Source organism: Pseudoalteromonas sp. HL-AS2 (genome assembly GCF_031198805.1).
In the GTDB taxonomy this organism is placed as follows: domain Bacteria; phylum Pseudomonadota; class Gammaproteobacteria; order Enterobacterales; family Alteromonadaceae; genus Pseudoalteromonas; species Pseudoalteromonas nigrifaciens.
The window spans coordinates 2,449,773-2,468,646 of sequence record NZ_CP133571.1 but is presented as its reverse complement, the minus strand read 5'-3'; the positions used below and the strand labels follow the sequence as shown (position 1 = coordinate 2,468,646).

Genomic DNA, 18,874 nt, shown 5'->3' with positions numbered 1-18,874 from the left:
TTAGATATATGACTTGTAATAATTATGTTCAGCACCATATAAAAACCTAAATAAATGAATATGGCAATCAATTCAATGAGCAACATAGTTAGTATCAACGCGCAAAATTTTCAGCAAGTACTCGGCGAAACATCACAACAAAAGTTGGTACTGCTAAACTTCTACTCAGCGCAAAGTCCTGAATGTATTAACCAGGCAGCAATATTAGATAAATTAGCCGCTGAATATAACGACTATATAGTAGTAGCAAATTTAGATTGCGATGCCGAGCAAGCTCTGGCTTCGCAATTAGCACAGCAAGTTGGTTTACAAACACTACCAACACTGGTGTTGTTAAAAGACTCAGCGCCCGTTGATGTATTATCGGGTGCCCAAGCTGAAGCGAAAATTCGTGAAGCATTAGCTAAACATTTACCCGCTCAACAAGACTTACTATTAGAGCAAGCAAAGCAAGCATTATTAAAGTCAGATTTAAATGCCGCGTTTAATTATGCAAAGCAAGCTTATGAAATTGACAACAGCAACGCGCGTATTAAATTAGTACTTGCAGATATATGTATTCAAATTCATAAAGTAGATGAAGCGCAAGCACTAATTAATACAATAGATGTACAAGAGCAAGATGCTTACTTTAATAATATAAAAGCAAAATGCGAAGCTGCGCTTGAAGCAAAAGATTCACCAGAGATTAAAGAAAAACAACAACAAGTAGAAAAGTACCCAAATGACTTAGAATTAAAAGAAGAGCTAAGTATTTTACTCAATGAAGCCGGCAGAAAAGAAGAAGCATTAGATGTACTATTTACAGTGCTGCAAAAAGATCTGAATTTTAACGAAGCAAAACCAAGTTTTTTAGCTATTATTGCCTCTTTACCCGACGGTGATGCACTTGCAGCAAAGTATCGTCGCAAGTTATATAGTATTTTGTACTAAAACTTAATAACTATTACTTTTAAAAGTACCTTATCTAGGTGCTTTTTACATTTTTAAGTTTATAGCAATATAACAGTAAGCTTGTTTAAGGAATAAAAAGCGCAGTTATCCACAGGGTTTTGTGGGTAACCTGTGAGCCTGGCTTGCGTATCTTTGGGGTAAAAATTAAATGCAAAAAAGGCGATAAAAACGCTTGCGTAAAATCTGCGGCTCCCTATAATGCGACCCCACTGAGAAGGGAAACGCTGAAGCATAGCAAGGCACGAACTACTCAGAGAGTTAAATAAAACTTCGGTTTTAAATCTTCCAAAAAGAAAGTTTAAAACAAAGTGTTGACTCGAAAAATAAAGGATGTATTATACGCATCCCTTGAGGCGCTAAAGCGACTCAAAACGTTCTTTAACAATATAAAGCAATCATCTGTGTGGGCACTCGTACAGATTGAGTTCTAACAGCCAACCTACTTAGGTAGCGAGGCAAACAAATTAGAGTCTCAATTGAAAACTGAGTGACCAACAGAAGTAACTTATTTATAAGTTGCTTCGGCACAGTCAATTCAATATCGAAAGATATTAAAAAATTCAGAATTCATTGAGCTGTCGAAAGACATAAAACTTTTTAATTGAAGAGTTTGATCATGGCTCAGATTGAACGCTGGCGGCAGGCCTAACACATGCAAGTCGAGCGGTAACAGAAAGTAGCTTGCTACTTTGCTGACGAGCGGCGGACGGGTGAGTAATGCTTGGGAACATGCCTTGAGGTGGGGGACAACAGTTGGAAACGACTGCTAATACCGCATAATGTCTACGGACCAAAGGGGGCTTCGGCTCTCGCCTTTAGATTGGCCCAAGTGGGATTAGCTAGTTGGTGAGGTAATGGCTCACCAAGGCGACGATCCCTAGCTGGTTTGAGAGGATGATCAGCCACACTGGGACTGAGACACGGCCCAGACTCCTACGGGAGGCAGCAGTGGGGAATATTGCACAATGGGCGCAAGCCTGATGCAGCCATGCCGCGTGTGTGAAGAAGGCCTTCGGGTTGTAAAGCACTTTCAGTCAGGAGGAAAGGTTAGTAGTTAATACCTGCTAGCTGTGACGTTACTGACAGAAGAAGCACCGGCTAACTCCGTGCCAGCAGCCGCGGTAATACGGAGGGTGCGAGCGTTAATCGGAATTACTGGGCGTAAAGCGTACGCAGGCGGTTTGTTAAGCGAGATGTGAAAGCCCCGGGCTCAACCTGGGAACTGCATTTCGAACTGGCAAACTAGAGTGTGATAGAGGGTGGTAGAATTTCAGGTGTAGCGGTGAAATGCGTAGAGATCTGAAGGAATACCGATGGCGAAGGCAGCCACCTGGGTCAACACTGACGCTCATGTACGAAAGCGTGGGGAGCAAACGGGATTAGATACCCCGGTAGTCCACGCCGTAAACGATGTCTACTAGAAGCTCGGAGCCTCGGTTCTGTTTTTCAAAGCTAACGCATTAAGTAGACCGCCTGGGGAGTACGGCCGCAAGGTTAAAACTCAAATGAATTGACGGGGGCCCGCACAAGCGGTGGAGCATGTGGTTTAATTCGATGCAACGCGAAGAACCTTACCTACACTTGACATACAGAGAACTTACCAGAGATGGTTTGGTGCCTTCGGGAACTCTGATACAGGTGCTGCATGGCTGTCGTCAGCTCGTGTTGTGAGATGTTGGGTTAAGTCCCGCAACGAGCGCAACCCCTATCCTTAGTTGCTAGCAGGTAATGCTGAGAACTCTAAGGAGACTGCCGGTGATAAACCGGAGGAAGGTGGGGACGACGTCAAGTCATCATGGCCCTTACGTGTAGGGCTACACACGTGCTACAATGGCGCATACAGAGTGCTGCGAACCTGCGAAGGTAAGCGAATCACTTAAAGTGCGTCGTAGTCCGGATTGGAGTCTGCAACTCGACTCCATGAAGTCGGAATCGCTAGTAATCGCGTATCAGAATGACGCGGTGAATACGTTCCCGGGCCTTGTACACACCGCCCGTCACACCATGGGAGTGGGTTGCTCCAGAAGTAGATAGTCTAACCCTCGGGAGGACGTTTACCACGGAGTGATTCATGACTGGGGTGAAGTCGTAACAAGGTAGCCCTAGGGGAACCTGGGGCTGGATCACCTCCTTATACGATTTAGAACTTATTTGTTCGTAGTGTCCACACAGATGATTGTTAATTAGTGCTTGTCCTTCGGGATAACTAATTAATATGCTCTTTAAAAATTTGGAAAAGCTGATAATAAAATTCTGATGAATAACATTGTTATTTATCAAGAGTTTTCAAAAGTAAAAAAAGAATGGTAGCAGTACCATTCAGTGCCATTTAATTAACTCTTTGAGTTGATTGATTGGTATCTACTTTAGTATTCAATATTGACTTCTGGCGAAGTTAAACTGTCACACAACAAAGACCCGTTTGGGTTGTATGGTTAAGTGACTAAGCGTACACGGTGGATGCCTTGGCAGTTGGAGGCGATGAAGGACGTATTAACTTGCGATAAGCCTAGTCAAGCTAGTAAAAAGCACTTGAGACTAGGATTTCCGAATGGGGAAACCCACCTGCTTGCAGGTATCGTTAACTGAATACATAGGTTAACGAGGCGAACGCGGAGAACTGAAACATCTAAGTACCCGTAGGAAAAGAAATCAACCGAGATTCCGAAAGTAGCGGCGAGCGAAATCGGAACAGCCCTTAAGCTTATTATGTGTTAATGGAAGGCTGCTGGAAAGCGCCACGATACAGGGTGATAGTCCCGTACATGAAAAGACATTTTAAGTGAAATCGAGTAGGTCGGAGCACGTGAAACTTTGACTGAATATAGGTGGACCATCATCTAAGGCTAAATACTCCCAACTGACCGATAGTGAACCAGTACCGTGAGGGAAAGGCGAAAAGAACCCCTGTGAGGGGAGTGAAATAGAACCTGAAACCGTGTACGTACAAGCAGTAGGAGCCCACTTGTTGGGTGACTGCGTACCTTTTGTATAATGGGTCAGCGACTTATATTTTGTAGCGAGGTTAACCGATTAGGGTAGCCGTAGGGAAACCGAGTCTTAACTGGGCGAATAGTTGCAAGGTATAGACCCGAAACCCGGTGATCTAGCCATGAGCAGGTTGAAGGTTGAGTAACATCAACTGGAGGACCGAACCCACTAACGTTGAAAAGTTAGGGGATGACTTGTGGTTAGGAGTGAAAGGCTAATCAAACCGGGAGATAGCTGGTTCTCCCCGAAATCTATTTAGGTAGAGCCTCGGACGAATACTTACGGGGGTAGAGCACTGTTAAGGCTAGGGGGTCATCCCGACTTACCAACCCTTTGCAAACTCCGAATACCGTAAAGTAATATCCGGGAGACACACGGCGGGTGCTAACGTCCGTCGTGAAGAGGGAAACAACCCAGACCGCCAGCTAAGGTCCCAAAGTCATAGTTAAGTGGGAAACGATGTGGAAAGGCCCAGACAGCCAGGAGGTTGGCTTAGAAGCAGCCATCCTTTAAAGAAAGCGTAATAGCTCACTGGTCGAGTCGGTCTGCGCGGAAGATGTAACGGGGCTAAACTATGCACCGAAGCTGCGGATTCAGAATTTATTCTGAGTGGTAGGGGAGCGTTCTGTAAGCCGTTGAAGGTGTACCGGGAGGTATGCTGGAGGTATCAGAAGTGCGAATGCTGACATGAGTAACGATAATGGGAGTGAAAAACTCCCACGCCGGAAGACCAAGGGTTCCTATCCCATGTTAATCAGGGTAGGGTAAGTCGACCCCTAAGGCGAGGCCGAAAGGCGTAGTCGATGGGAAACAGATTAATATTTCTGTACTCGATATAATTGCGATGGGGGGACGGAGCAGGCTAAGCAAGCATGGCGTTGGTAGTCCATGTGAAAGTGAGTAGGGCGTTTGTTTAGGTAAATCCGGACGAACACTAAACCTGAGACACGAGACGAGTCACTAAGGTGATGAAGTTGCTGATGCCATACTTCCAGGAAAAGCCTCTAAGCTTCAGATTATATGGAATCGTACCCCAAACCGACACAGGTGGTCAGGTAGAGAATACTAAGGCGCTTGAGAGAACTCGGGTGAAGGAACTAGGCAAAATCGTACCGTAACTTCGGGAGAAGGTACGCTCCTATCTGTGATGAGACTTGCTCTCTAAGCGGACGGGAGCCGCAGTGACCAGGTGGCTGGGACTGTTTATTAAAAACACAGCACTGTGCAAAATCGCAAGATGACGTATACGGTGTGACACCTGCCCGGTGCCGGAAGGTTAATTGATGGGGTTATCCTTAGGGAGAAGCTCTTGATCGAAGCCCCGGTAAACGGCGGCCGTAACTATAACGGTCCTAAGGTAGCGAAATTCCTTGTCGGGTAAGTTCCGACCTGCACGAATGGTGTAACCATGGCCACGCTGTCTCCACCCGAGACTCAGTGAAATTGAAATCGCAGTGAAGATGCTGTGTACCCGCGGCTAGACGGAAAGACCCCGTGAACCTTTACTACAGCTTGGCACTGAACATTGAACCTACATGTGTAGGATAGGTGGGAGACTTTGAAGCAGCGACGCTAGTTGTTGTGGAGTCAACCTTGAAATACCACCCTTGTAGTTTTGATGTTCTAACGTTGGTCCCTGAATCGGGATTACGGACAGTGCCTGGTGGGTAGTTTGACTGGGGCGGTCTCCTCCTAAAGAGTAACGGAGGAGCACGAAGGTTGGCTAAGTACGGTCGGACATCGTACGGTTAGTGTAATGGTAGAAGCCAGCTTAACTGCGAGACAGACACGTCGAGCAGGTACGAAAGTAGGTCATAGTGATCCGGTGGTTCTGAATGGAAGGGCCATCGCTCAACGGATAAAAGGTACTCCGGGGATAACAGGCTGATACCGCCCAAGAGTTCATATCGACGGCGGTGTTTGGCACCTCGATGTCGGCTCATCACATCCTGGGGCTGAAGTCGGTCCCAAGGGTATGGCTGTTCGCCATTTAAAGTGGTACGCGAGCTGGGTTTAGAACGTCGTGAGACAGTTCGGTCCCTATCTGCCGTGGGCGTTTGAGAATTGAGAGGGGTTGCTCCTAGTACGAGAGGACCGGAGTGAACGAACCGCTGGTGTTCGGGTTGTCATGCCAATGGCATTGCCCGGTAGCTACGTTCGGAACTGATAAGCGCTGAAAGCATCTAAGCGCGAAGCAGGCCTCGAGATGATTTCTCACTAGAGCTATAAGCTCTCTGAAGGGCCGTTGGAGACTACAACGTTGATAGGCAAGATGTGGAAGTGCTGTGAGGCATTAAGCTAACTTGTACTAATTACCCGTGAGGCTTAACCATACAACGCCAAACGCGTTTTATGTGACAGTTCAAGCAAGAAGTTAATATTGCTAAAGTAGATATTTACGCAAAGACTTAAAAAATATTATCAGATATTTTCCAAATTCAGTTAATTTGTAGTGATACGAATTAACGCCCTAATTTGCTTGGTAACAATAGCGTTTTGGACCCACCTGACCCCATGCCGAACTCAGTAGTGAAACGAAACAGCGCCGATGATAGTGTAGCATTTGCTATGTGAAAGTAGGACATTGCCAGGCTCCAAATTTAGTCGAGAGACTTTAAATTGAATAAATTATAAAAATAAGAAAATTGAAACGAATTTTCTTGGTAACAATAGCGTTTTGGACCCACCTGACCCCATGCCGAACTCAGTAGTGAAACGAAACAGCGCCGATGATAGTGTAGCATTTGCTATGTGAAAGTAGGACATTGCCAGGATTTAAATTAAAGAAACCCGTTACAGTAATGTAACGGGTTTTTTGCTTTTTAGAATTTATAAAGTAAGCACAAGCTATTTAAAAAGTGAAAGCGTACTTACTGCTTGCATGCTAAAATTCTGCTTTATATAACCGTGTAATTGAGGTTTCTATTGCCTACTACTGATTATCAACAAGTGTTGAATGACATAACCCAAGAGGTAGCTCCTTTATTATCACAAGGTAAAGTGGCCGATTATATTCCGGCGTTGGCAGAGGTTGATCCCGAGCAGTTTTCTATTGCTATTTACACCACCTCAGGCGAAACATTTTGCGCGGGTGATTGTACGCAACAATTCACTATTCAATCTGTATCAAAAGTAATGACATTAACGCTAGCATTACAACGTTATGGTGATGAACTATGGCATCGCGTGGGAAAAGAGCCATCAGGAACTGCATTTAATTCGCTTACTCAGTTGGAATTTGAAAAAGGCATACCTCGTAACCCATTTATTAATGCAGGTGCGATTGTAACCTGCGATGCTTTATATAGTCGCTTATCGGCTCCGATGCATACTATGCTTGAAACATTTCGGGCTTTATCGGGGAATAGGTGTATAGCAATAGATAAAAAAGTAGCAAACTCAGAATATGAGTTTAGGCATAGAAATGCGGCTATGGGGCATTTAATGAAGTCATTTGGTAACTTTGAAAACGAAGTAGATGACGTGCTTTGGGCTTACTTTAACTTTTGTGCAATTGAACTAAATTGTATTGAGCTGGCAAAAGCGTATAACTTTTTAGCTAATAATGGGATTGATAATACCTCAGGTAAACGGGTGTTACCGAGCCGTCAAACTAAGCAGCTTAACTCTTTACTCTTTACCAGTGGTTTATATGATGCAGCAGGTGATTTTGGTTATAGGGTAGGTATGCCGGGGAAATCTGGGGTGTCTGGTACGGTTTTAGCTGTATTGCCTAATAAATTTACGGTTGCGGTATGGTCACCAGGGTTAAACTCTTTTGGCAACTCGGTGGCGGGGATAGCAGCATTAGAGCTGCTATCTAAAAAACTCGATATTTCAATATTTTAAGGAGTTATAGCTCCTTAAAATATTATTTATCCCAGTAGACTAGTTCGAGGCAATCTTCGCGCTCTGGTAAACCACGAGATAAGCGAGGAGAGTGCTGCACTAATACTTCAAAGCTTGCTCTATTAGCGTATTTACTTATTTGTGACAATGACGAATAGGTAATTGCTTTTTGCTGGTGTTTTGCTGAGTTACTGACGTTTATTTTATGATAAACATTGGCAGATAAATCATGTAAAACAGCTGCTAATGCACAATCACCAGCACCATTGGTGTTTTTGATTGAATCAGGGCCACCCATAAATGGGGCTGTGTGGCTATAGGCTCTAATTGGATCATCGCAGTCAGCTTTGCGCATAGCACGTGAAAACTCATAACGATTAAAATCTGGGATTGCACCAGGTAATAATGTGTACTCAGTTTCGCGTTTTAATTGCTCGTCAACGTAACCTGCCATGAATAAGCCTTTTTCGCCAGCAGTACAAATTACCAAGTCGACCCAATCAAGCGCTTTATCAGCAGCTAGAAGGGGATCTTCAAAACCAGTAATTGCCAAGCCTTCCTCTTCGTTCATTGCAAGAATATCAACATGTTTTTCAACAAAGTTAGCCCACCAGCTTGGATCTTGTTCAATTAAGAATTTAGTTCCAAGTGTAAGTACCACTGGCACACCAGCATCATTAGCGTATTTAACCGCTTGTATAGTGGCTTCTGTCATGGTTTCTGCACCTTGAGTGCGCATTAAATAAGCACTGATCACCAACGCAGATGAATTTTCAATAAGGCTTTTATCGATTGATTCAGGGCGTAAGTGGTTCATTAACCCTGCACTGATAGCAAAGGTGCGCTCACCAGTTTCATCAATAAGTGTAAAGCAGCGACCAATTGGTCCATCTACTGGCTGTAAGTAATCTAAATCTACGCGGCTTGAGGTATTACATAAAAAGCGATAAGCATAACTGCCTATATTTATGTTTTCACTCATTACGCCCAATAGCACAGATCTGTCATCAGCAAGTACTGAATAGTTGTGCATAGTATTACCAACGGTTCCGCCAGCATACTCGTAGTCAACCATTTCATGTAACTTTAAACGCTCATATAAGGCGTTGGTGACGTCACTATCTATAACTTGTGACATGCCTCGTTGCAGCTTAAATTCATCAAGGAAAGCTTGATCGACCTTGGCTTCGATATCGACAACAATCTGATCGATTCCGGTAATATAGCTACGGTGTAATCTTTCTGTGGCGTTAAGTTGATTAGTTAGTGGATCTTTGGCTTCCACTGGAAAATAATGTTTATGCCTGCGACGTCCAGGAAATTTCATTTGCTACCCGTATTGTGAGCTAAATAAAAAAAGCGTGAGATTATAGCGCGAATCCCCCCTTAGGAGCCACGATAAACCGTTTTAATTTGTTTTATTTTTGCAATAAATGCCGTAATTACGCACTTTAATTAGCTAACTTGATATAATCGATGCATAAAAAATAATTAAAGTAGCTTCAATGAACGAACGATTTGATGACAACTATTGGATGCAACAAGCGTTAACGTACGCAAAGCAAGCAGAACAACTAGATGAGATCCCTGTTGGTGCCATTCTTGTTAAAGACAATCAGCTTGTTGCTGCAGGGTATAACCGTTCTATTACTGATAATGACCCATCAGCTCATGCTGAAATGATAGCTGTACGTAAAGGCGGTAAAGCACTTAATAATTATCGTTTAATTGATTGCACGCTTTATGTGACCTTAGAGCCATGCTCTATGTGCGCGGGGTTATTAGTGCACAGTAGAATTAAGCGTTTAGTGTTTGGTGCTGCCGATGCTAAAACAGGATCTGCTGGCTCGATTATGAATTTGTTGCAAGAGCCTAAGCTAAATCATCAGGTGGAGGTATTAGGTGGTGTACTAGAGGGGCAGTGCGCTACTATTATATCTGACTTTTTTAAGCGCAGAAGAGCGCAAATTAAGGCAGCCAAAAAGGCTGCTCGTAATAGCAATGAACTTTAACTTGCTGCCATTAAAGCATCTAGCTCTGCCATTTTTTGCATTGCAAACATGCGGCGGCGCCAAATTATTTTTTTATGTAAATTACGCAGCATAACGCGGCGTCGAGTTGCTGTTGAGTTAATTGTTTTTCGTTTGAATCTTTGCGTGCGTTTACGTTTTAGCATGTTTTCTCCTAATGCAATAATGAGAAATGCACAAATTATATCCAAATTACTCAGATGTTTATCATTAATTAATGTGAATATATAATTAACACACATTATTGAACATTTGATGACAAGTAAACAGTTTTTAATTACCCAGGGCGTATTTATTAGAGTAATGAATTAGTTGTTATTATTATCGTTTGTCAGTTTACTATTTTGCTTCAACCTCATCCCCAATTTTAGGGGCAACTACAGGTGCTTCTGGTTTTTCTTCTATTGCGTTATTTTCATCAAGCCAAACTAGGGCATCGTAATAACGGCGAATATTATCAACATAGCTCACCGCAACATCACCACGAGAATAGCCATAACGCGTTTTTCGGTAGTAACGTTTTTTAATTAGTAATGGTAAGCGCTTTTTAACATCGGCCCACTTATCAGGGCTTGCGCCTTGTTGTTTAGTAATAATTCGTGCGTCGTTTACATGTCCCCAGCCTACATTATACGCAGCAAGTGCGAGCCAGGTTCTGTCTGGTTGTGGAATACGATCAGGGATACGTTTAATTAGTTTACTTAAGTATTTTGCGCCACCGCGAATATTTTGCTCTGGCTCTAACCTATTAGTAACCCCAACTTGCTTAGCAGTATTACGGGTTAGCATCATAATTCCTCGCACCCCAGTTGGTGATTTTGCTCGCGGGTTCCACATAGATTCCTGATAGCTTAATGCTGCGAGTAAACGCCAATCAAGTGTTCCTGCATATTGTTCAAACCATGGTTGGTATTTAGGCAGTGTTTCTTTTATTGCTTCAATATAGGCAAGTGTATTTACGTAGTTAAATTGACGAACGTGACCAAAGTATTTTTCTTCAAGTACATAAAGTTGATTATTTTGTTTTGCTTCACCAAAAAAAGGGACTAATAAAGCATAAAGCGAATCGTCATTTGATTTACGCAGCATCCACGCGATCGGGTCGTTATGCGTAATTGAAAAACCAATACTTAAATTAGGGTGATAACGACGAAATAACGATAACGTATGGGTGTCGGCTAAAGTGTAATCTATTTCGCCATCAATAACGGCTTGTAGTAACTCTTCTTCGTCAAATTCTTCGGTTTCGCTCCAGTTAAGTTCTGGATTGCTTTTTTTTACTTTTTGTAAAGTAAGTGAGTGACTACTTTTAGCTATAACCATGAGATTACCAGTTAAATCATCATAGTCGCGTGGTCGCTCTATACCTTGTTTATACACTAGTTTTTGACTAATGGTTCGGTAGGTAGGGCCAAAACGATATTGTTGTGCACGTGTTTTATTATAGGTAAGGCCTGAGGCAATTAAATCGAGATCACCGCTTTGCAGGCGTGCAAACATGTCTGATAAATTAAAAAATGGGACTATTTCAAGCTCTACACCTAAATAGTCTGCAAAGGCCTGAGAAAGCTCGTATTCAAAGCCTTGCTCACCTTGTACTGCCTGATAATAGTTACTGGCACTGGCTAATGTACCCACTCTAATTTTGTTTTGCGCTTTTATTTGGGCAAGTTGAGTCGACTGCTCTTGTATATCGCATGCACACAACAGCATAACTAAAGTAATAATTATGATTAGTTTTTCTTTCAACATTGTTTGCCTCTTTAACGCCCTAATCCCCGTTATAACAAAACTTAGCCATTACGTCACTTAGCGTTTAGTTTTATTCGTTTCGAGTGGCTGTAAATAAAGAAAAAAAGTTAATTTTATGAAAAGCGAAATTATGAGTTAAATCTAAGTGCTACTTAGACTATAATGTTGCCCTAAAATATCGTTCAATCCCTAACCCCGGATGAAATTATCTATGTTGATCCTTCGTGGTGCACCAGCACTTTCAGAGTTCAGAGTTAATAAAATTTTAGCGCGTTGCCAACAATCGCAACTTCCTGTCACCAACGTATATGCTGAATATGCGCACTTTGCCGACTTAACATCGCCATTGAGTAGCGCTGAGCAAACCAAGCTTGAAAAACTATTAACCTACGGTCCAACTATTGCTGAGCATACCCCAGCAGGTAAACTTGTATTAGTAACACCTCGCCCTGGCACTATTTCGCCTTGGGCTTCTAAAGCAACCGACATAGCCCATAACTGTGGCTTAAAGCAGGTTCATCGTGTTGAACGCGGTATTGCTTATTATGTTGAAGGTGAGCTAAACGCAGAGCAACTTTTACAAGTAACGGCGTTATTACATGACCGTATGACCGAAGCAACCCATAGCCAGTTTGAGGATGCTGCGCAACTATTTCGCAGTGATGCACCGCGTCAAATGTCATCTGTAGACATTTTAAGTGGTGGGCGAGAAGCGCTTGCAATTGCTAACGTTGAACAAGGTTTTGCCCTTGCAGATGACGAAATAGATTACCTAGTAGAAAACTTTATAAAGTTAGGCCGTAATCCTAACGATATCGAATTGTTTATGTTTGCCCAAGCAAACTCAGAGCATTGTCGTCATAAAATATTTAATGCTGACTGGACAATCGATGGTGAAGAGCAGCCAAAGTCGCTGTTCAAGATGATTAAAAATACTTTTGAGAAAAACCCTGAAAATGTATTGTCGGCATATAAAGACAACGCTGCGGTAATGAAAGGCTCAAAAGCGGGGCGCTTCTTCCCCAATGCGCAAGGTGAATATGCGTATCATCAAGAAGACATCGAAATACTAATGAAAGTTGAAACTCATAATCACCCAACCGCCATAGCGCCATTTTCAGGTGCTGCTACAGGCTCAGGTGGTGAAATACGTGATGAAGGTGCTACTGGCCGTGGTTCTAAGCCTAAAGCTGGTTTAGTTGGCTTTACTGTTTCTAACTTACGTATTCCTGGTTACGAGCAACCGTGGGAAAGTGATTTTGGTAAACCTGGGCGTATTGTTACCGCTTTGGATATTATGACTGAAGGGCCGCTTGGCGGCGCTGCATTTAATAATGAGTTTGGCCGTCCTAATTTGTTAGGTTACTTTCGTACCTATGAAGAGCAAGTGACAAGCCATAATGGCCTTGAGGTACGTGGTTACCACAAACCAATTATGCTTGCCGGTGGTTTAGGTAATATTCGCACAGACCATGTACAAAAAGGTGAAATTCCTGTTGGTGCTAAGCTCATTGCTTTAGGTGGCCCAGCAATGAACATAGGTTTAGGCGGCGGTGCAGCATCAAGCATGGCGTCTGGGCAATCAAATGAAGATTTAGATTTTGCTTCAGTACAACGCGAAAACCCAGAAATGGAACGTCGTTGCCAAGAAGTTATCGACAAATGTTGGCAGCTAGGTGATGAAAACCCAATTGCGTTTATTCACGATGTGGGCGCCGGTGGTTTATCAAACGCATTTCCTGAACTAGTAAATGACGGTGGCCGTGGTGGTAAGTTTCAACTACGCGATATTCCAAATGATGAGCCAGGTATGGCACCACACGAAATTTGGTGTAACGAATCGCAAGAGCGTTATGTACTTGCCGTAGGTGTTGAAGATTTTGACCGTTTTGAAGCTATTTGTAAGCGCGAACGAGCACAGTACGCGGTAATAGGCGAAGCGACTGCTGAGCCACACCTAACGGTTGCCGATAGCCACTTTGATAATAACCCTGTTGATTTACCACTAGACGTATTATTAGGTAAAGCACCTAAAATGCATCGCGATGTAACCTCAAAGCAGGTTGTAGGTAAAGCACTTGATGTTACAAATATTAATGTAGCAGATGCGGCGCAGCGTTTATTGCGCTTACCAACCATTGCAGAAAAAACCTTCCTTATTACAATTGGCGATCGCTCGGTAACAGGCTTAGTAGCGCGCGACCAAATGGTTGGCCCTTGGCAAGTGCCTGTGGCTAACTGTGCTGTAACTGCTGCTACATACGATACTTACCATGGTGAAGCTATGTCGTTGGGCGAGCGCACTCCTGCAGCGCTATTAAATTACGCTGCATCGGCGCGTTTAGCTGTGGCAGAGTCGTTAACAAATATTGCCTGTGCAAATATTGGTAGCCTTGAAAATATTAAGCTTTCGGCTAACTGGATGGCAGCAGCGGGTCACCCTGGTGAAGATGCTGGTTTATATGAAGCAGTAAAAGCCATAGGCGAAGAACTTTGCCCAGCGCTTGGTTTAACAATTCCAGTAGGTAAAGATTCTATGTCGATGAAAACGACATGGAAAGATGAAGGTGATTCACAAGAGAAATCAGTAACATCACCGCTATCGTTAATTATCACTGCCTTTGGCCGTGTTGACGATGTACGTAAAACAGTGACACCGCAGCTACGTACCGACAAAGGCGAAACATCACTTATTTTAGTTGACTTAGGTGCGGGTAAAAACCGCATGGGCGCATCAAGCTTAGCGCAGGTTTATAAGCAATTAGGTGATATAACGCCTGATGTTGATAGCCCAGAGTTATTAAAAGGCTTTTATAACGCCATGCAAGTATTGGTAGCTGATAGTAAGTTACTTGCTTATCATGACCGTTCAGACGGTGGTTTATTTACCACAGTTGCCGAAATGGCATTTGCTGGCCACACAGGTGTAACTGTTGATATTAATGGCTTAACAGGCAACGACATTGAAGCGCTTTACAACGAAGAGCTTGGCGCTGTTATTCAAGTGGCTAATAGTGATTTAGATGCAGTTAATGCGGTACTTAAAGATCATGGCTTAGCGACAATCAGCCATATTATAGGCACGCTTAATAGCGACGATGCGATTGTATTTAACCGTGGTAAAAATACCGTGCTGAGTAACACGCGTACAGAGCTGCGTACTATGTGGGCAGAAACAACGTATCAAATGCAGGCGCGTCGCGATAACCCTGAGTGCGCTAAGCAAGAGTTTGATGCCAAATTTGATGTTAGAGATCCTGGCTTAAACGTTAAGTTAAACTTTGACTTAAACGAAGATATAGCAGCACCGTATATTGCAACGGGCGCTAAACCACCAATGGCTATTTTACGTGAGCAAGGAGTAAACTCTCATCTAGAAATGGCTGCCGCATTTAATCGTGCTGGTTTTGCTGCCATTGATGTACACATGAGCGATATTCTAGAAGGGCGTTTATCGCTTGAGCAGTTTAAAGGCTTAGTGGCATGTGGTGGTTTCTCTTACGGTGACGTATTAGGTGCAGGCGAAGGTTGGGCTAAGTCGATATTGTTTAACGACATGGCGCGTGAACAGTTCCAAAGCTTTTTCCACCGTGAAGATACCTTTAGTTTAGGTGTGTGTAACGGTTGCCAAATGTTATCTACTTTAAAAGAGTTGATCCCAGGTACTGAGCATTGGCCACGTTTTGTAACGAATAAATCAGAGCGTTTTGAAGCACGTTTTAGCTTAGTAGAAATACAAGAAAATCCATCGGTATTCTTTAATGGTATGGCTGGTTCGCGTATGCCAATTGCAGTATCGCACGGTGAAGGTCATGCTGAATTTGCAAACGATAACGCAGTTAAAGCAGCATTAGACTCGGGTACTGTAGCGGTTAAGTTTGTAGATAACTACGGTAATCCTACAACGCAATACCCAGCAAACCCAAATGGCTCGCCAGAAGGGATTACAGGTATTACCTCTACCGATGGACGTGCAACAGTAATGATGCCGCATCCTGAGCGTGTATTCCGTGCTGTTGCTAACTCTTGGCACCCAGATGAGTGGCGAGAAGATAGCCCGTGGATGCGTATGTTCCGCAACGCGCGTAAAAATGTAGGTTAATAACCTAACTGCTCAATTTAGGTTCATTTAAGTTGAGTATAATAAAAAGGCTGCCTTGTGCAGCCTTTTTTGTTTATGATTACCTAGAACCTAGAACCTAGAACCTAGAACCTAGAACCTAGCACTAATATTAAGGATAATATGTTTAAGCGTGTGAGTTTAATTATTAGCAGTTTATTACTAAGCATAATTTTGCTTGGTTATATATTTCGTTTGCCATTAGTCCAGTGGGCTATAACACCGCAATTAGAAAAAGCGGGTATTACACTCAGTTGCTTAGATTTTTCGGTTACAGCTCAATTAAATGTTCATGCCGACAAAGTATGCTTAACTTATCAAAATCAACAATTAGAGCTAATCGATATTACTGTAAATACAAAGCAAGTGATTGTTGAGCATGCAGTATTAAGTATAAACCCACTTCCCAAAAGCAATCAAAGTAGTCAAGCGGCAAAAAAACTTGCTCTCGCGCTGCCAGAAGAACGTCCATTAATTGCTATAAAACAGCTGGTAATAAAGAGTAATGACTTTAACAAGCCACTAAAAATAAATTTAGCAGAGCCGATTTTAAATCAATTTAATATAACAGGCGATATAAACGCTAAAGCAATTTTAGCTAATAATAAACTAACAGGGCAGTTTTCTGTTGATGACTCTCTGTTAAAGCAGCTTATAAATACCGAAAATACAGTCGTTGCAGGTATTAGCTTTAGTACTCAGCAAGTATTTAGCTTTGATGGTATTGAACTGCAGTTAAATGGCGATGTAAACGCACAGTTTGAATATGCTATGGAGCAGTGCCGGCTTGAAGCATTGGCTGATGGTAGGTTAATTATTGGTTTTAATTTAAATAGTAAATTAGTTGAGCTAGATTCGAGTTTGTTAAACAATAAATTAAATTTAACGCCTACGTGTAGCTCACTCATTCCGCCGAGTGATTATGCTGATTTTATAGCTGAGCAAACCCCTTTAAATTGGCAGATTAAACTTCCTAAAGTGATTAGTATTACTAATAACCACCTTACTTTGCCAATGCTAAATATAATTAGCGAAGGAGATAATCAATTTGAAATAACTCTAATGGAGTCAGAGCTTAATTTTACCAACCTTTGGGCGGATTTTAAAAGCATGTTAGCGGTTAGTATAAGTACGCCAGATATTAAAAACATTGAGCTTAATGCAGAATTTAAAAATAACACACTTAAAGGTAATTATACTGTTGCGCTTAATTCACTTCCCGATTTTATTGCCAGTACTAGTAGTAATAAAATTAGCGCTAATAAAGTTAACGCCTCAGGGCAATTTAATTTAATAAATATAGTCGATGGAAAACCAAGTGGTAATGCTACAAGTAGATTAACAGCCGCAAAGGTTGATTTTGCACAACTGAGTGTAGAGCAATACGAAGGTCGCTTAACGGCACAGCTAGATGATGCTTTAAACGCACAAATAACACTAAAAACCCTATTTAAAACGTTAAAATATAACGAATTTAAATTAACAGATATAAGCAATACCATAACTGCTAAAGCAAATTTAACTCATGGTGAATTATTTGCAGACCTTAGTGCTAATACAGTAATAAATAAATTTAATAGCCCTGTTATAAAACTCAATAATATAAAAGTTGCTTCTACAGGATTGCAAAGTCGCGCTCTAAAAGCATCACATCACGTATTTGTAAACGATATTGAATTAGCGGTAAACCATCATATATCGGCAGTGGAACATCCATTTGAAATAGTAGTACCTACACAAAGTATAGTGTTATTAAATACCTTTATTCATCAGTTTGAGCCATTAGCGCAGCTTACACAGGGAACGTTTAATGGCCGAATCAGCGGGGATGTAAATTTACAACATGCCTCGTTTGCAATGGAGTTAAACAACGCAAGTGCGCTTTATAACGATTACCTTGCCAGCGATTTAAGTAGCCAATTTGTTGGCGAATATAATTCAGGGCAGCTTAATGTAAAACCCACTACCTTTAACTTAAATGAACTAAGGGCTGGTGTTGTTATTAAAAACATTAAAGGGAACTGGCAGGTTAAAAACAATAATGCGCGTATGTTTGACATTGCAGGAGCGTTATTTGATGGTGAGTTTAGCCTTGATAAATACTCACTTAATGACCTGCAGCAAGTTGCTAATGTTAAATTTAAAAACATTGATGCCAGTAAACTTATTACACTTGATGAACAGTCGGGGATTACGCTTTCAGGGCGTTTTGCCGGCACTTTGCCAGTGCACTTTAATAACACGGGTATTGAGGTAGTAAATGGCAGTTTAAGTAATCAAGGAACGGGTAAGTTAATGATTACTAATAACGCAGCATTTGATTCAGTTATGCAGCAGCAACAAGAGTTACAGCCTGTATTGGGATTACTTAGAAATCTTGATATACAAAAGCTTAATAGCAGTGTGGCACTTAAAAGTGATGGTTGGCTAAAGCTTGGCGTAAATTTGCAAGGTTATAATAAGCAAGCAGAGCAGCAAGTTAACTTTAATTATAATCATGAAGAAAATATATTTACTTTATTACGCGCATTGCGCTTAAGTGATGAAATTACACAAAAAGTTGAGCAACAATACTCACAAAAAGGAAACTAATGATGAAACAGTCGTTAAGCATAAAAGTACTTATTGTATTTGCAGCAATAAGTGCCCTTGGTGCGTGTACGCACCGAGTAGAGGTAGCTGCTAAAGAGCCTATTACAATTAATTTAAATGTGAAGGTTGATCACGAAATTCGTGTAAAAGTAGATAAAGAACTCGATAATTTATTTAGTGACGACAGTGAGTTATTTTAAGGAGCTAGGATATGAAAGTTAACAACAAATTAAGCATAATTACATTAGTTAGTGCTGTATGTATGTCTTTTTCGGCATGGGCTATTAGTTTAGATGATGCTAAAAGCCAAGGTTTAGTAGGCGAAGATAGCTCAGGCTATTTGGGCTTAGTGGTACAAAATGCAGAGGCTAAAGTGGTCGTTGATACCATTAATGCTAAGCGTAAAGCACAGTATTTAAAATTAGCGCAAAAAAATAACTTGTCACTGTCGCAAGTAGAAGCGTTAGCGGCGGCAAAAACAATCGAAAAAACCCAAAGAGGTCATTTTGTTGAAGTAAATGGTAATTGGGTTAAAAAATAACGAGTTATTTACTGTTATATGCTATTTACTGTTATATATAACCGA

At 41.9% G+C, this 18,874-nt stretch carries 10 protein-coding genes and 4 rRNA genes; 11 read left to right on the top strand and 3 right to left on the bottom strand.

The window, feature by feature from the left end:
• The first annotated feature begins 75 nt into the window (after window positions 1-75).
• From RB215_RS11475 to glsB, 6 genes are all read left to right on the top strand, one after another.
• Window positions 76-933 (top strand): tetratricopeptide repeat protein, encoded by an 858-nt coding sequence (locus tag RB215_RS11475; RefSeq protein WP_041454532.1) that lies wholly within the window; start codon window positions 76-78, stop codon window positions 931-933.
• A 619-nt stretch (window positions 934-1,552) separates the two neighbouring features.
• Window positions 1,553-3,088 (top strand): 16S ribosomal RNA (locus tag RB215_RS11470).
• A gap of 299 nt (window positions 3,089-3,387) precedes the next feature.
• Window positions 3,388-6,278: ribosomal RNA gene (locus RB215_RS11465) — 23S ribosomal RNA — on the top strand.
• 145 nt (window positions 6,279-6,423) lie between these two features.
• A 5S ribosomal RNA gene (gene rrf, locus RB215_RS11460) occupies window positions 6,424-6,538 on the top strand.
• Between the two features lie 66 nt (window positions 6,539-6,604).
• Window positions 6,605-6,719: ribosomal RNA gene (rrf, locus tag RB215_RS11455) — 5S ribosomal RNA — on the top strand.
• Together the 16S, 23S and 5S rRNA genes form the textbook arrangement of a ribosomal RNA operon.
• Before the next feature lie 151 nt (window positions 6,720-6,870).
• Window positions 6,871-7,794 carry a glutaminase B gene (glsB, locus tag RB215_RS11450; protein WP_011328992.1) on the top strand — a complete coding sequence of 308 codons (924 nt, stop codon included), beginning with the start codon at window positions 6,871-6,873 and terminating at the stop codon, window positions 7,792-7,794.
• Window positions 7,795-7,816: 22 nt separating this feature from the next.
• Here the strand turns inward: glsB and RB215_RS11445 are convergent, their stop codons facing one another.
• Complete coding sequence (locus tag RB215_RS11445) at window positions 7,817-9,121, bottom strand: inosine/guanosine kinase (protein WP_179807596.1); 1,305 nt, start codon at window positions 9,119-9,121, stop codon at window positions 7,817-7,819.
• Window positions 9,122-9,299: 178 nt separating this feature from the next.
• Here RB215_RS11445 and tadA point away from each other — a divergent pair, with 178 nt between their 5' ends.
• Window positions 9,300-9,806 carry a tRNA adenosine(34) deaminase TadA gene (gene tadA, locus RB215_RS11440; protein ID WP_179807595.1) on the top strand — a complete coding sequence of 169 codons (507 nt, stop codon included), beginning with the start codon at window positions 9,300-9,302 and terminating at the stop codon, window positions 9,804-9,806.
• Here the strand turns inward: tadA and RB215_RS11435 are convergent.
• A complete protein-coding gene (locus RB215_RS11435) occupies window positions 9,803-9,970 on the bottom strand; it encodes a hypothetical protein (RefSeq protein WP_167376939.1) in 168 nt (55 codons plus the stop codon). The genes tadA and RB215_RS11435 overlap by 4 nt on opposite strands.
• 193 nt (window positions 9,971-10,163) lie before the next feature.
• A complete protein-coding gene (gene mltF / locus RB215_RS11430) occupies window positions 10,164-11,576 on the bottom strand; it encodes a membrane-bound lytic murein transglycosylase MltF (RefSeq protein WP_011328988.1) in 1,413 nt (470 codons plus the stop codon).
• 211 nt (window positions 11,577-11,787) lie between these two features.
• Here mltF and purL point away from each other — a divergent pair, with 211 nt between their 5' ends.
• The 4 genes from purL (at window position 11,788) to RB215_RS11410 (ending at window position 18,829) form a co-directional block, all read left to right on the top strand.
• Window positions 11,788-15,678, top strand: coding sequence for a phosphoribosylformylglycinamidine synthase (gene purL, locus RB215_RS11425; protein ID WP_309216422.1), 3,891 nt, complete (start codon window positions 11,788-11,790; stop codon window positions 15,676-15,678).
• Window positions 15,679-15,819: 141 nt separating this feature from the next.
• Window positions 15,820-18,288: a YdbH domain-containing protein gene (locus RB215_RS11420; RefSeq protein WP_309216420.1), complete on the top strand. Its 2,469-nt coding sequence runs from the start codon at window positions 15,820-15,822 to the stop codon at window positions 18,286-18,288.
• A 2-nt stretch (window positions 18,289-18,290) separates the two neighbouring features.
• Entirely contained in the window at window positions 18,291-18,488 is a 198-nt protein-coding gene (locus RB215_RS11415) for a YnbE family lipoprotein (RefSeq protein WP_011328985.1), read from the top strand.
• A gap of 11 nt (window positions 18,489-18,499) precedes the next feature.
• On the top strand, window positions 18,500-18,829 hold the full coding sequence (locus RB215_RS11410) for a YdbL family protein (RefSeq protein WP_011328984.1): 330 nt from the start codon (window positions 18,500-18,502) through the stop codon (window positions 18,827-18,829).
• Window positions 18,830-18,874: the final 45 nt, after the last annotated feature.